Source organism: Streptomyces sp. NPDC020898 (assembly GCF_044333925.1).
Taxonomy (GTDB): Bacteria; Actinomycetota; Actinomycetes; order Streptomycetales; family Streptomycetaceae; genus Streptomyces.
This window is the reverse complement of record NZ_JBIRRV010000001.1, coordinates 362,250-374,616: the sequence shown is the minus strand read 5'-3', so window position 1 is coordinate 374,616 and position 12,367 is coordinate 362,250. Positions and strand designations below refer to the sequence as shown.

The following is a 12,367-nucleotide window of genomic DNA, read 5'->3' as shown; positions in this document are numbered from 1 at the left end:
ACCCGGATAAAGTGCGCGTATGGGTCATTGGCTGGAGCGGAACATCATCGAGCCGGGCAAGCTGCCGCTGCTCCTGGCACTCGCCGCCTTCGTACTGACGTTCCTGATCACCCGGGTCGTCACCCGGATGATCCGCGCGGGCAAGGGGCCGTTCGGCAACGTCAGGGCGGGCGGGGTGCACATCCATCACGTCGTGCCCGGGGTCGTGCTGACCGTCGTGGGCGGGTTCGGCGCGGTGGCCAGCGGGCAGCGCGGGTTCGGGGCGGCGCTGTGCGCGGTGCTGTTCGGGATGGGCGCCGGCCTGGTGCTGGACGAGTTCGCGCTGATCCTGCATCTCGACGACGTCTACTGGACCGAGGCCGGCCGGCGGAGCGTCGAGGTGGTGGTGCTGACGGCGTCCCTGGTCGGCCTGGTCCTCCTGGGCTTCCTGCCGTTCGGGGTGAACGACCTCAGCGACGAGGACATCCAGAACCGGGGCGGAGCCATGCTCAGCATCGGCGTCAACTTCCTCTTCGCCCTCCTCGCCCTGACCAAGGGCAAACCCCGCACGGCGATCTTCGGCGTGATCGTCCCCTTCGTCGCGATCTGGGGCGCGCTCCGCCTGGCCCGCCCCGGCTCCCCGTGGGCGAAGCGCTTCTACGGCCGCCGCCCGCGCGCCCGTTCCCGCTCCACCCTGCGCGCCTACCGCAACGACCGCCGCTGGGCCGGCCCCCGGCGCCACCTTCAGGACTGGATCGGCGGCAAGCCGGACCCCGAGCCCGCCAGGTCCCCCGTACGCCGCTGACGCATCTCCGAGACCCCGCACAGGACGAGTACGGCCACGATGGCGGCCAGATGCTCCTTGCCCGCGAGGTTGTTCTTGAGGATCACCTCCACCACCATCGCCACGATCACCGCGGAGGCGGTCACGTACGCCCGGTAGCGCCACCCCAGGTACACGGCGAGGCCCACCACGGCCGCCGACGGGCCGGTGTCCACGACCTGCGCGTCCGTGCCGGGCAGCCCCAGGAAGCCCGCCGGGCCCACGGCGACGCCCACGCGTGCGTAGAGCGTGCCGGCGAGGGTGGCGACGTACGCGACGGCGAGGGTGCGCCACCGGCCGAGGCAGATCTCGGCGAGGCCGAAGACGACCAGGATCTGTGCCAGGGCGCCCCACACCGGCAGGTCGGGGGCGGGCACGACGAGGGACAGCGGGGTGCGCAGGAGGGCGAGCCAGAGGGGGTCCTCGGCGCGGACGGCACCGATGTTCTGGACGAACCGATAGCCCCAGGACTGGTTCTGCGTGAACTGGACGAGCGCGGTCAGGCACACGACGCCGAGCGTCATGGGCAGCGCCCGCCACCGCTTCCGGAGCAGGGGACCGCGTACGGCGACGTAGAGCGGTCCCCACTCGGTGCGGGCCCAGCGGGCGAACGTGCTCACCGGCGCGTGTCCACTCTCTGCGTGCTCATCTCTTCGACTCCAGGTGCTTGCGGTGCAGCCACTTCGGCAGTCCCGGCGCCTCCAGGAAGCCCTCCGCGCGCGCCGCGGCGATGCCGATGCGCGGCAGGTCCGCGCTCTTCTCGAAGAGCAGGAACCGGGGGTCCCAGATGGGCCGGTACTTCGCGTTGGCGCGGTACAGCGACTCGATCTGCCACCAGCGGGAGAAGAAGCTCAGCAGCGAGCGCCACAGCCTCAGCACCGGCCCCGCGCCGATGCGCCCGCCACGTTCGAAGACGGAACGGAACATCGCGAAGTTGAGCGACACCTGAGTGATCCCGATCTCCTGGGCACGCTGGAGGAGCTCGATCACCATGAACTCCATCAGCCCGTTGTCGGAGTCCCGGTCGCGCCGCATCAGGTCGAGCGACAGGCCGTTCGGCCCCCAGGGCACGAAGGAGAGCACGGCCCTCAACTCGCCCTCCCCGTCCGCGCATTCGAGCATCACGCACTGCCCGTCGTCCGGGTCGCCGAGCCGCCCGAGCGCCATGCTGAACCCGCGCTCGGTGGCGCCGTCCCGCCAGTCGTCGGCGCGCTGGAGGAGGTACGTCATCTCGTCGGCCGGGATGTCCGCGTGGCGGCGGACGCGCACGGTGTACCCGGCCCGCCTGACCCGGTTGTAGGCCTGCCGGACGGTCCGCATGGCCCGCCCCTCCAAGCTGCTGTGCTTTCCCGGGGGATTCCCCCCGGACCCCCAGGCGGCGGTCTCCACGATGGCCTCGTCGCCGATTTCGAGGGCGTCGAGCCCGTGCCGCGCGTACACCGTCCCGGCCTCCTCGCTCGCGCCCATCACGGCCGGGATCCAGCCGTGGGCGCGGGCCTCCGCGAGCCACGGTTCGATGGCGCCGGGCCAGGCCTCCGGATCGCCGATCGGATCACCGCCGGCCAGGGAGACCCCGCCCACGACGCGGTGGGCGACGGCGGCCTTGCCGGTGGGGGACCAGGTGACGCTCTTCTCGCGGCGCAGGGCGAAGTAGCCCAGCGAGTCACGGTCGCCGTGCCGGTCGAGGAGGGCCCGCAGGCGGGTCTCGTCGTCCTCGGTGAGCCGGTCGACGGCACGGCGGGAACGGAAGGCGGCGTAGAGGACGGCGAGGATCAGCACCGTACTGATGACGTTGATGACGACGTCGACCCAGTTGGGCGTGGAGATCCCCGCGAAGCCCGAGTCGTCGGCGGCGACGGAGATCAGCCGCATAGTGCCGTAGTTCCAGCGCTCCAGGAACGTCGAACGGTGGCTGTCGTCCGCCTGGTTGGCGACGGTGACCAGGAGCGCGGCGAGGAGGGAGGAGACGAGCAGCCCGCCGACCGCGACGGCGGCGGCGAGCCGCGGGTTGGACCGGTCACCCTTGGCGTAGAACTCCCGGCGCCCGACGACGAGCGCGGCGACGAAGGCGGCGGTGAGGGCGAGCGAGATCCAGTTCTGCGCGTGCTGCCGGATCTCCGGGAAGGCCATGGCGACGCCGAACAGCAGCAGGAACAGCACGCTGACCACGATGTTCAGGATCCACGCGGCCCGTTTCCGGCGCCGCATCGTGATCGCCAGGAACATCGTGAACACACCGGAGGCGAAGCCGGCGGTCAGCAGGTACGGCGTGAAGTAGTTCTCCTCGTTGTGCCGCCGCACGTCGTTCCCGAAGGACACCCACACCGCGCTGAGGAAGTTGACGAAGGCGACGACCCGCAGATACCAGACGGCGAACGCGGCGGCCCGCCGCGAGGCGGCGGTACGGGGACTTGGTTGACTTCGCTGAACATTCGGCGCGAACCGGGCATCTCCCATGGGGAGCGATCATATGGGGCATGGTGTGCCGTATGCCCCATATGCCCCTCCGGCTAGGGAGTCTCTGCCGCCGCCTCGGGGGCCGCTGTTGTTTCGGTCGTCGCCGCCTCGGGGGTCTTCTCCTCGGCGGTCGCTTCCTCCGCGTCGGGAGCCGCGACCTCCGTCTCCGCGACCTCCGTCTTGGTGACCTCCGGCAGTTCCGCCGCCAGTGCCGCCGCGGCCTGGACCAGCGGCAGGGCCAGCAGGGCCCCCGCGCCCTCCCCGACGGTCACCCCGTGGTCGAGCAGCGGCTCCAGTGCCATCCGGTCCAGGGCCTTCGCCTGGGCCGGCTCCCCGCTGTTGTGCCCGGCGAGCCACCAGTCCGGCGCCCGGAACGCGATCCGCTGCCCGACCAGCGCACAGGCGGCCGACACCACACCGTCCAGGATCACCGGCATCTTGCGCACCGCGCTCTGCAACAGGAATCCGGTCATCGCCGCGAGGTCGGCGCCGCCCACCGTCGCCAGCAGCTGCAACTGGTCCCCGAGCACCGGCCGGGCCCGTCGCAGCGCGTCGCGGATCGCCGCGCACTTGCGCATCCACGCCAGGTCGTCGATCGGCAGCCCGCCCCGCCCGGTGACGACCGACGCGTCGGTCCCGCACAACGCGGCCACCAGCACCGAAGCGGCAGTGGTCCCACCGACGCTCACATCGCCGAGCACCACCAGATCCGTACCGGAGTCGGCCTCCTCGTCGGCCACGGCCACCCCCGCCAGGAAGGCGGCCTCCGCCTCCTCCAGGGTCAGTGCGTCCTCGACATCGATCCGCCCGCTGCCGCGCCGCGCCCGGTGCCCCGCGACCCCGTCGGGCAGCACGTCCGGCTCGCAGTCCAGCGCCATGTCGACGACGCGTACGGGCACACCGAGCCGCCGCGCGAGCACGGCGACGGGGCTGGAGCCGTCCAGTACGGCCCGCACGGACTGCTCGGCACTGCCGGCGGGCCGCGCGGACACCCCCAGCCCGGCGATCCCGTGATCCCCCGCGAACAGCACGACACGCGGCCGTTCGACCGGCCGTACCGGCACGGAGGACTGTGCCGCCGACAGCCACTCACCCAGGTCGTCGAGGCGCCCGAGTGACCCGGGCGGCACGATCTGGCGCTCCCGGCGTGCCTCCGCGTCGCGGCGCACACCGCCGTCGGGGCGCTCGATCAGATCGGTGAAGTCGTCGAGATTAAGCGAGCTCATTCGCCGAACAGTACCGGCCCCGATCGAACACGGCGCCGCCACGTGGGAGCCATGTCATTGCACCCAAGATCGCGATCCCCTACGTTCCGTTTTGGTACGTAATGTCATGCAGCGATCCGGCAGGAGCCGCCCATGTCCCCCGCCCCGAAGGCAACCGCCCCGCAGGAGACCGACAGCTTCCACGAACCGCGCCGCGAGGACTGCCCCTGGTGCGGCTCCAAGCGGCTGCGCACCCGGTTGCGCACCCCGGACCTCAGCCGGCGCAGGCCGGGCACGTTCGTCGTCGACGAGTGCCGCGACTGTGCCCACGCCTTCCAGAACCCCCGCCTCACCGCCGAGGGCCTCGCCCTCCACCACCAGGACCTTCCCGAGGCCCCCCACCCGATCGCGCCCCGCCGCCACCGCGCCGCGGCCCGCGCGATGCTCGCCTTCCGGGAACCGGAGAGCTGGCTGGACGTGGGCACAGGAGAGGGAGCCTTCCCGGCGGCGGCGAGACGCTACTTCCCCTACACGGCCTTCGACGGCGTGGACATCACCCGCCGCGTCCAGAAGGCCCGCGCCTCCGGCCACATCGAGGAGGCACACCGGGGCAGGCTCACAGATCAGGGGTTGGTCAACCGCCTGCACGCCCGTTACGACGTCGTCAGCATGTTCCATCACCTGGAACACACCCCGGACCCCCGCGAGGAACTCCGCGCAGCCCTGAAGGTCCTGCGCCCCGGCGGCCACCTCCTGATCGAAGTCCCGGACCCGCACTGCGCGTTCGGCACCCTGCTCGGCAAGTGGTGGCCCTGGTACGCCCAGCCCCGCCACCTCCATCTCATGCCGCTCGCCAACCTCGTGGCGGAACTGGAGTCCCAGCACTGCACGATCGTCACCACGGACCGCCGCACCCCCCACATCCCGTACGACCTGACAGGCGCCCTCTCCCTGGCCCTCACCCGGGCGATCCCGGCCCCCGACACCCCCTGGCGATCGACCCCGCCCACCGCCCTCCAGCGCAGAACCCGCACGACCTTGCTCCGGGCGACGACCCCGTTCCTCGCCGCGGCCACGGCTCTGGACCACACCTTGGCCCCGGTACTGCGCCGCACCCGCTTCGCGAACACGTACCGGATCATCGCGAGAAGGGGCGAGGCGACGACGTAGCCCAGCTGCGTGGGCGGGGCCTGCGAACTCCGGCCGCCTGAAGCGCCCCTCAAGGGGCGCGGGGAACTGCGCGACCAGCCCCCACCGGACCCGCAGCCAACACCGGACCATGAGCGCCGACTCACCCCCGCAGCACCACCGCCTGCCCGGCCACCACCAGCAGCACGTGCTCGCACTCCGCCCCGAACACCGAGTTCAGCCGCCCCAACTCGTCCCGGTACCGCCGCCCGGACGCCGTGGCGGGCACGATCCCGGAGCCCACCTCGTTGGACACGGCGACGACAGTCCGCCGCGTGGAGCGCACCGCCGCCGCCAACTCCCGTACGCGCCGCCGCAGTTCCTTCTCCCCGCCCCCCGCCCACTCGGCGTCGTCCCACGCCCCCACCTGATCCATGGCGTCCGTCAGCCACAGCGACAGACAGTCGATGAGCAGCGGCGCCCCGTCGTCCTTCAGCAGCGGTACGAGGTCACAGGTCTCGGTGGTACGCCACGACCCCGGCCGCCGCTCCCGATGCGCGTGCACCCGCGCCGCCCACTCCCCGTCCCCGTTCCGCGTCCCGCCCGTGGCCACGTACAGCACATCCGGGAACGCCTCCAGCCGCCGCTCGGCCTCCACCGATTTCCCGGACCGCGCTCCGCCCAGCACCAGCGTCCGCCGGGGCACATCCGGTACGTCCTCGTACACGCCCACCGTCAACGTCGTACCGTCCGCCACCGCCCGCGCGCCCGCCGCCGCGAGCCGCCGTCGCAGCTCGGCACCCGGCGGCACGTCATGGTCCAGATGGACGGCGATCACATCCGTGGCCGGCCCGAGCGCTCCCACCGCCCGGAGCCGCGCCAGGGCGTCCGGCCGCCCGACGACATCCGCGAGGACCATGTCGTACGAGGGCCCTTTCTCGTCGAGCCCGGCCGGCGCCGCCCCCGGCGGCAGATACAGCAGCCGCTGCCCGTCCGGACCGGTCACCGCGTACCCCGTCCCCGGCGCGTCCATCGGGACCGCGCGCACCCGGTGCCCGGTCAGCAGCGCCAACTCCCGCCCGTCCGGCACCCGTCCGGGCTGCGGAAGCCCCGCCGGCACCTCGACGGCGGGCCCGTCGTGCGGATGCGACAGCAGCACCTGCCGTACGCCGCCCAGCGAATGCCCGGCGCGCGCCGCCGCGAGCACGGCGCCGGGGGTGAGGTCGAGCAGCAGCGTGCCGTCCACGAGCAGCGCGGTGGCCGCCCGCGCGTTCACGCCGAGCGCGCCGGTACAGGCCGCGCACACACAGTCGGGGCGGGGAAGACCCGCGGGGGCACCGGTACCGAGCAGAGTGAGTTCCACGAACCTGATTTTCGCGTGTCCCCGCAGGTCTTGCGCGTCCGGCTAGGCTCGGGGCAGGAAGCGGATCAAGATCCGGCTCCTGTGTTTGCAGTGGTTCACATCTTGGAGGCGTACATGGCGGCATGGACGTGGCGGTTCGAGAAGACCGACGGGGTGGAGGTCCAGCCCGCGGTGGAACCGGAGGAGTTCACCACGCAGGGGGATGCCGAGTCCTGGATCGGCGAGCACTGGAAGGACCTCCTCGCCGGCGGCACGGACCAGGTGCGGCTGTCCGAGGACACCACAGAGATCTACGGCCCGATGAGCCTGCACGACGCGCAAGAGGCGTAGCCGGGAGCGAAGGTTTCCCCGCGCTCCCTTTTCATCGGGGCGCGGGGAACCGCTTTTAGGGGCGCGGGGAACTGCGCGACAAGCCACAGCGGACCCGCAGACGACGCACCAAGGCAACTACCCCCGAACCCCGCACAGATGCAGCAACGCCGCCACCTGCCGATACGGATCCGTCCGCCCCGCCCGCTCCTCAACAGCCAGCAGCGCGTCCACCTCGGCCCCCGCCGGAATCTCCGCGTCGTCATCCGCCGTGTCGGTGAAGACCCGCACCCCGTACCACGCATGCAGCGGCGCCCCGATACCGGCCAGGGTGGCGGTGAGCGAGGACAGCCGGTCGGCGCGCACGTCGAGCCCGAGCCGGTTGGTGTACGAGACGGTGTCGAAGGACTCCAGCGCACCCGCCCAGTCCCCGGCCAGCCCCGGCCGCATGGCCAGCGCGTCACCGTTGCGCACCAGCAACGACAGCAGCCCGCCCGGCGCCAGCATCCGCGCCAGCCCCGCCAGCAGGGCGTCCGGCAGTTCGACGTACATCAGTACGCCATGGCACAGCACCACATCGAAGCTGCCCGGCAGGAAGTGCACCCCGGTGTCGCGGCCGTCGCTCTCGAAGAGCCGGACGCGCTCGCGGATGCCCTCCGGCTCGGCGGCGAGAGCCTCGCGGGCCGCGCCGAGCATCTTCGGGTCCTTCTCGACCCCGGTGACCTGATGGCCGGCCCGGGCCAGCCGCAGCGCCTGCGTGCCCTGGCCCATGCCGACGTCGAGCACCCGCAGCCGCTGTCCGACCGGGAACCGCCCGGCTATCTGTTCGTCGAGCTGCCGGGTCACCAGCTCCTGTCGTACGACATTCCGCAGCCCGCCCAGCTTGTGCAGCCAGGAATCCGCCGCGCCCCCGGAGAACGACGTAGTGCTCAGGGCCGCTCTCCGCGCTTGACCTGCGGCTTCGGCAGCCGGAGGCGACGCATCTGGAGGGAGCGCATCAGCGCGTAGGCGACCGCGCCCTTCGCCCGCTCGTTCGGATAGCGGGCTGCCAGCTGCTTCTTCAACCGCATCGCGATGAAGACCGAGTCGACGATGATCAGCACGATCACGAAGAGCCACAGCAGCAGAGCGATGCTCTGCAGCGCGCCGACCCGGACCATGCTCAGGATGAGGATGACCACGGCCATCGGCAGGAAGAACTCGGCGACACAGAACCGGGAGTCCACGAAATCGCGCGCGAAACGGCGCACCGGGCCCTTGTCACGGGTGGGGAGATAACGCTCGTCCCCGTTCGCGAGTGCTTGGCGCTGGCGCTCCATCGCGGCACGGCGCTCTTCGCGCTGCCGCTTGGCCCCCTCCTTGCGCGTCTTCGGCGTATTGGCCACGCTGCGGCGCTGGGACTGGGCCGTACTCCGCTTGGGAGTGGGCCTGCCCTTCGGGGCCTGCGGGTCACGGGTCTGCTTGGAGTCGGTCACGGCCGCCTTGTCGGCGGGTGCCTTCTCTTCCTTGGCGCGGCTACGGAACACAAAACCCAAGGGTAAGGGGTCCCGGGGCATGGACCACAGTCGAGTGGGGAACGATCCGGCAACACCGGTCGTCTGTAGAAGACAGCCAGAAAACAGACAGAGACAGACAGAAGGCAGTTCAGGTAGGGGAGACACCTACTCCCTACGCCGGAGCGGGACAGATCGCAGTCGTCCTTGGGGATGAGCGCATCGGGCCCCGAACAGTGCGGTAATGGATGCAGGGCCCGTACTGTGGGTTCTGTTGCAGTCGCTGGAGCTGGAGTCCGTCAGAAGGGGGCGCGCGAAGCCCATGAGCGGTGTCATGAAGCGTATGGGGATGATCTTCCGCGCGAAGGCGAACAAGGCCCTTGACCGGGCCGAGGACCCGCGCGAAACCCTCGATTATTCGTACCAGAAACAGCTGGAGCTGCTCCAGAAGGTGCGCCGCGGAGTCGCCGACGTGGCGACCAGTCGCAAGCGCCTGGAGCTGCAGCTCGCGCAGCTGAACAAGCAGTCCACAACGCTGGAGGACCAGGGCCGCAAGGCGCTCGCGCTGGGCCGCGAGGACCTGGCCCGCGAGGCGCTCTCGCGCCGCGCCGCCCTCCAGCAGCAGGTGACCGACCTGGAGACGCAGCACCAGACCCTCCAGGGCGAGGAGGAGAAGCTCACCCTCGCGGCGCAACGCCTCCAGGCCAAGGTCGACGCCTTCCGCACCAAGAAGGAGACGATCAAGGCGACGTACACCGCCGCCCAGGCCCAGACCCGGATCGGCGAGGCGTTCACCGGCATCTCCGAGGAGATGGGCGACGTGGGCCTGGCGATCCAGCGGGCCGAGGACAAGACGGCACAGCTCCAGGCGCGCGCCGGCGCGATCGACGAACTGCTCGCCTCGGGCGCCCTCGACGACCCCACCGGCATGGCGAAGGACGACATCCAGGCCGAGCTGGACCGGCTCTCCGGTGGTACGGATGTAGAGCTGGAGTTGCAGCGCATGAAGGCGGAGCTGGCCGGCGGTTCGTCGTCGGGGCAGCAGGCCATCGAGGGCGGTGCGGGCCAGCAGCAGTCCCAGTCCCAGCAGCAGCCGAAGGACACCCCGCGGTTCGACAAGCAGTAGGCCACGCCTGAGGAGGGCGACATGATCGTACGGATCATGGGGGAGGGCCAGGTGAGGCTGGCCGACAGCCACCTCACCGAACTGAACAAGCTCGACGACGTACTCCTGGCAGAGATGGAGAACGGCGACGGCCCCGGCTTCCGCCGTACCCTCCAGTCCCTCCTGGACAAGGTCCGCGAACTCGGCGAACCCCTGCCGGACGACTCCCTGGACCCGTCGGACCTCATCCTCCCGTCGCCGGACGCGACGCTGGAGGAGGTCCGGGAGCTGCTGGGCGACGACGGTCTGATCCCGGGGTGACCTGTTTGCTGGCGCCGGGCGGCACTTTCAGCCCGTCCGGCGATTGAGGACAAGGCCCGTTCAGGGCCGTAGCGGGGGTCTGGGGGCGCAGCCCTCAGGGGCGCACAGGTGAGCTACCTTGACAAACGTGACCGCCCTCCAGCGAGCCCGATGCCACGTCAAAGCGCACCCCCTCGCGCTGGACGTGGCCCTCGCCGCAGCCGTCCTCGTCTGCATGCTGGGCGCCTCGTTCCTCGACCCGCACGGGCAGCACGGGCAGCACGGCGCCAGATGGACCGCCCGCACCCCCGACCCCCTCAGCCTGGTCCTCATGGTCCTCGCCGCCGCCGCGCTCGTCCTGAGGCGCCGCGCCCCCATGAAGGTGCTCGCGGTCACGGGCGTCGCCTCCGTCGTCGAGTCGGTCACCGCCGACCCCCGGGCGCCCGTCGCGATGTCCGCGGTGATCGCCCTCTACACCGTCGCGTCGACCACCGACCGCCCCACCACCTGGCGCGTCGGCCTCCTCACGATGACCGTCCTCACCGGTTCCGCGATGCTGGCCGGCCCTCTGCCCTGGTACGCACAGGAAAACCTCGGCATCTTCGCCTGGACCGGCATGGCCGCGACCGCCGGGGACGCCGTACGCAGCCGCCGTGCCTTCGTGGACGCCATAAGGGAGCGCGCCGAGCGAGCGGAACGCACCCGCGACGAGGAGGCCCGCCGCCGTGTGGCCGAGGAGCGGCTGCGTATCGCCCGTGACCTGCACGACGTGGTCGCCCACCACATCGCCCTCGTCAACGTCCAGGCCGGAGTCGCCGCGCACGTCATGGACAAGCGCCCCGACCAGGCCAAGGAGGCCCTCGCCCACGTACGGGAGGCCAGCCGCTCGGCGCTGAACGAGCTGCGCGCGACCGTCGGGCTGCTGCGTCAGTCGGGGGACCCGGAGGCGCCCACCGAGCCCGCGCCCGGTCTGCACCGGCTCGACGAGCTGGTCGGCACCTTCCACAGCGCGGGTCTCCAGGTCGAGGTCGCCCGCGCCGACCAGGGCACCACCCTGCCCGCGGCCATCGACCTGGCCGGGTACCGGGTGATCCAGGAGGCCCTGACGAACGTACAGAAGCACGCGGGCCTGGAGGCGAAGGCCGAGGTCAGCGTCGTACGCGTAGGGCCGAACATCGAGATCACCGTGCTCGACAACGGGCCGGGGACGGACACCGGTCCGGAGGAGGGCGGCGGGCACGGGCTGCTCGGGATGCGGGAGCGGGTCACCGCGGTCGGCGGCAGCTGCACCGCCGGTCCCCGATACGGAGGCGGCTTCCGGGTCCATGCGATCCTGCCGGTGAAGAGCAGTTCGCGTGCGGCGGAGGGCGCCGCCACCCCCGTATGAACCCTCTGGGACCTTCTTAGACCCTCTCGAATCCGTATGACGGTATGCATATGTGAGGACCGTGTATGACGATCCGTGTCCTGCTCGCCGACGACCAGGCCCTGCTGCGGAGCGCCTTCCGGGTGCTCGTGGACTCGGAGCCCGACATGGAGGTGGTCGGGGAGGCGTCCGACGGGGCGGAGGCGGTGCGGCTGGCGCGGGAACAGCGCGTTGACGTCGTGCTGATGGACATCCGGATGCCGGGGACGGACGGGCTGGCCGCGACCCGGCTGATCAGCGCGGATCCGGGCCTCGCACATGTACGGGTGGTCATGCTGACCACGTTCGAGGTGGACGAGTACGTCGTGCAGTCGTTGCGGGCCGGAGCCTCCGGGTTTCTCGGCAAGGGGTCCGAGCCCGACGAACTGCTCAACGCCATCCGGGTCGCCGCCGGGGGCGAGGCGCTGCTGTCGCCCGCCGCCACCAAGGGGCTGATCGCCAAGTTCCTCGCGCAGGGCGACGTGCTGGACGAGGACCGTGACCCCGCCCGTGCCGAGCGGTTGGAGGCACTGACCGGGCGGGAGCGAGAGGTGCTGGTGCAGGTCGCCGGCGGGCACTCGAACGACGAGATAGCGGAGCGGCTGGAAGTCAGCCCGCTGACGGTGAAGACGCACGTCAACCGGGCCATGGCCAAGCTGGGCGCCCGGGACCGGGCCCAGCTCGTGGTCATCGCGTACGAGTCGGGACTGGTACGTCCAAGGGTGGAGTGAGCTTCGAGGGGTGTACTGCGGTCGGAGTAGGGCCCGGGTAAGGAAACGGGACCTGGGGGCTAGGGAACA

At 71.3% G+C, this 12,367-nt stretch carries 13 protein-coding genes; 7 read left to right on the top strand and 6 right to left on the bottom strand.

What is annotated here, in order from left to right; genetic code table 11:
* Positions 1 to 19: 19 nt before the first annotated feature.
* Complete coding sequence (locus ACH4TV_RS01695; protein WP_398393131.1) at positions 20 to 784, top strand: hypothetical protein; 765 nt, start codon at positions 20 to 22, stop codon at positions 782 to 784.
* On the opposite strand, the gene ACH4TV_RS01690 is transcribed toward ACH4TV_RS01695, so the two are convergent.
* Genes ACH4TV_RS01690 through cobT form a run of 3 tightly spaced genes read right to left on the bottom strand, consistent with a single transcriptional unit; the run spans position 724 to position 4,485 of the window.
* Entirely contained in the window at positions 724 to 1,422 is a 699-nt protein-coding gene (locus tag ACH4TV_RS01690) for a hypothetical protein (protein WP_398393129.1), read from the bottom strand. The genes ACH4TV_RS01695 and ACH4TV_RS01690 overlap by 61 nt on opposite strands.
* 25 nt (positions 1,423 to 1,447) lie before the next feature.
* The gene (locus ACH4TV_RS01685; protein ID WP_398393127.1) at positions 1,448 to 3,259 is read right to left on the bottom strand and encodes a phosphatidylglycerol lysyltransferase domain-containing protein; all 1,812 of its coding nucleotides are present in this window, start codon (positions 3,257 to 3,259) and stop codon (positions 1,448 to 1,450) included.
* Positions 3,260 to 3,312: 53 nt separating this feature from the next.
* Positions 3,313 to 4,485, bottom strand: coding sequence for a nicotinate-nucleotide--dimethylbenzimidazole phosphoribosyltransferase (cobT, locus tag ACH4TV_RS01680; RefSeq protein WP_398393125.1), 1,173 nt, complete (start codon positions 4,483 to 4,485; stop codon positions 3,313 to 3,315).
* A gap of 132 nt (positions 4,486 to 4,617) precedes the next feature.
* Between cobT and ACH4TV_RS01675 the strand changes: the two genes are divergently transcribed.
* On the top strand, positions 4,618 to 5,634 hold the full coding sequence (locus ACH4TV_RS01675; protein ID WP_398393123.1) for a class I SAM-dependent methyltransferase: 1,017 nt from the start codon (positions 4,618 to 4,620) through the stop codon (positions 5,632 to 5,634).
* A 121-nt stretch (positions 5,635 to 5,755) separates the two neighbouring features.
* On the opposite strand, the gene ACH4TV_RS01670 is transcribed toward ACH4TV_RS01675, so the two are convergent.
* Entirely contained in the window at positions 5,756 to 6,955 is a 1,200-nt protein-coding gene (locus tag ACH4TV_RS01670; RefSeq protein ID WP_398393121.1) for a bifunctional adenosylcobinamide kinase/adenosylcobinamide-phosphate guanylyltransferase, read from the bottom strand.
* A gap of 114 nt (positions 6,956 to 7,069) precedes the next feature.
* On the opposite strand from ACH4TV_RS01670, the gene ACH4TV_RS01665 reads away from it, so the two are divergent.
* On the top strand, positions 7,070 to 7,285 hold the full coding sequence (locus tag ACH4TV_RS01665; protein ID WP_398393119.1) for a hypothetical protein: 216 nt from the start codon (positions 7,070 to 7,072) through the stop codon (positions 7,283 to 7,285).
* Between the two features lie 117 nt (positions 7,286 to 7,402).
* Here ACH4TV_RS01665 and ACH4TV_RS01660 read toward each other — a convergent pair whose 3' ends face one another.
* Both ACH4TV_RS01660 and ACH4TV_RS01655 read right to left on the bottom strand, forming a co-directional pair.
* The gene (locus tag ACH4TV_RS01660) at positions 7,403 to 8,110 is read right to left on the bottom strand and encodes a class I SAM-dependent methyltransferase (protein WP_398393117.1); all 708 of its coding nucleotides are present in this window, start codon (positions 8,108 to 8,110) and stop codon (positions 7,403 to 7,405) included.
* Positions 8,111 to 8,193: 83 nt separating this feature from the next.
* On the bottom strand, positions 8,194 to 8,820 hold the full coding sequence (locus ACH4TV_RS01655; protein WP_398393115.1) for a DUF3043 domain-containing protein: 627 nt from the start codon (positions 8,818 to 8,820) through the stop codon (positions 8,194 to 8,196).
* A gap of 259 nt (positions 8,821 to 9,079) precedes the next feature.
* Here ACH4TV_RS01655 and ACH4TV_RS01650 point away from each other — a divergent pair, with 259 nt between their 5' ends.
* The 4 genes from ACH4TV_RS01650 (at position 9,080) to ACH4TV_RS01635 (ending at position 12,298) form a co-directional block, all read left to right on the top strand.
* Positions 9,080 to 9,883 (top strand): PspA/IM30 family protein, encoded by an 804-nt coding sequence (locus ACH4TV_RS01650; RefSeq protein WP_398393113.1) that lies wholly within the window; start codon positions 9,080 to 9,082, stop codon positions 9,881 to 9,883.
* Positions 9,884 to 9,904: 21 nt separating this feature from the next.
* Positions 9,905 to 10,183 carry a hypothetical protein gene (locus tag ACH4TV_RS01645; RefSeq protein WP_398393111.1) on the top strand — a complete coding sequence of 93 codons (279 nt, stop codon included), beginning with the start codon at positions 9,905 to 9,907 and terminating at the stop codon, positions 10,181 to 10,183.
* 127 nt (positions 10,184 to 10,310) lie between these two features.
* Complete coding sequence (locus ACH4TV_RS01640) at positions 10,311 to 11,549, top strand: sensor histidine kinase (protein ID WP_398393109.1); 1,239 nt, start codon at positions 10,311 to 10,313, stop codon at positions 11,547 to 11,549.
* A gap of 65 nt (positions 11,550 to 11,614) precedes the next feature.
* Positions 11,615 to 12,298 carry a response regulator gene (locus ACH4TV_RS01635; protein ID WP_398393107.1) on the top strand — a complete coding sequence of 228 codons (684 nt, stop codon included), beginning with the start codon at positions 11,615 to 11,617 and terminating at the stop codon, positions 12,296 to 12,298.
* Positions 12,299 to 12,367: the final 69 nt, after the last annotated feature.

Bases quoted from the DNA above. Each gene is read 5' to 3' on its own strand.
- ACH4TV_RS01695 (WP_398393131.1), top strand. From the start codon at position 20: ATGGGTCATTGGCTGGAGCGGAACATCATCGAGCCGGGCAAGCTGCCG.
- ACH4TV_RS01685 (WP_398393127.1), bottom strand. From the start codon at position 3,259: ATGGGAGATGCCCGGTTCGCGCCGAATGTTCAGCGAAGTCAACCAAGT.
- cobT (WP_398393125.1), bottom strand. From the start codon at position 4,485: ATGAGCTCGCTTAATCTCGACGACTTCACCGATCTGATCGAGCGCCCC.
- ACH4TV_RS01675 (WP_398393123.1), top strand. From the start codon at position 4,618: ATGTCCCCCGCCCCGAAGGCAACCGCCCCGCAGGAGACCGACAGCTTC.
- ACH4TV_RS01665 (WP_398393119.1), top strand. From the start codon at position 7,070: ATGGCGGCATGGACGTGGCGGTTCGAGAAGACCGACGGGGTGGAGGTC.
- ACH4TV_RS01655 (WP_398393115.1), bottom strand. From the start codon at position 8,820: ATGCCCCGGGACCCCTTACCCTTGGGTTTTGTGTTCCGTAGCCGCGCC.
- ACH4TV_RS01650 (WP_398393113.1), top strand. From the start codon at position 9,080: ATGAGCGGTGTCATGAAGCGTATGGGGATGATCTTCCGCGCGAAGGCG.
- ACH4TV_RS01645 (WP_398393111.1), top strand. From the start codon at position 9,905: ATGATCGTACGGATCATGGGGGAGGGCCAGGTGAGGCTGGCCGACAGC.
- ACH4TV_RS01635 (WP_398393107.1), top strand. From the start codon at position 11,615: ATGACGATCCGTGTCCTGCTCGCCGACGACCAGGCCCTGCTGCGGAGC.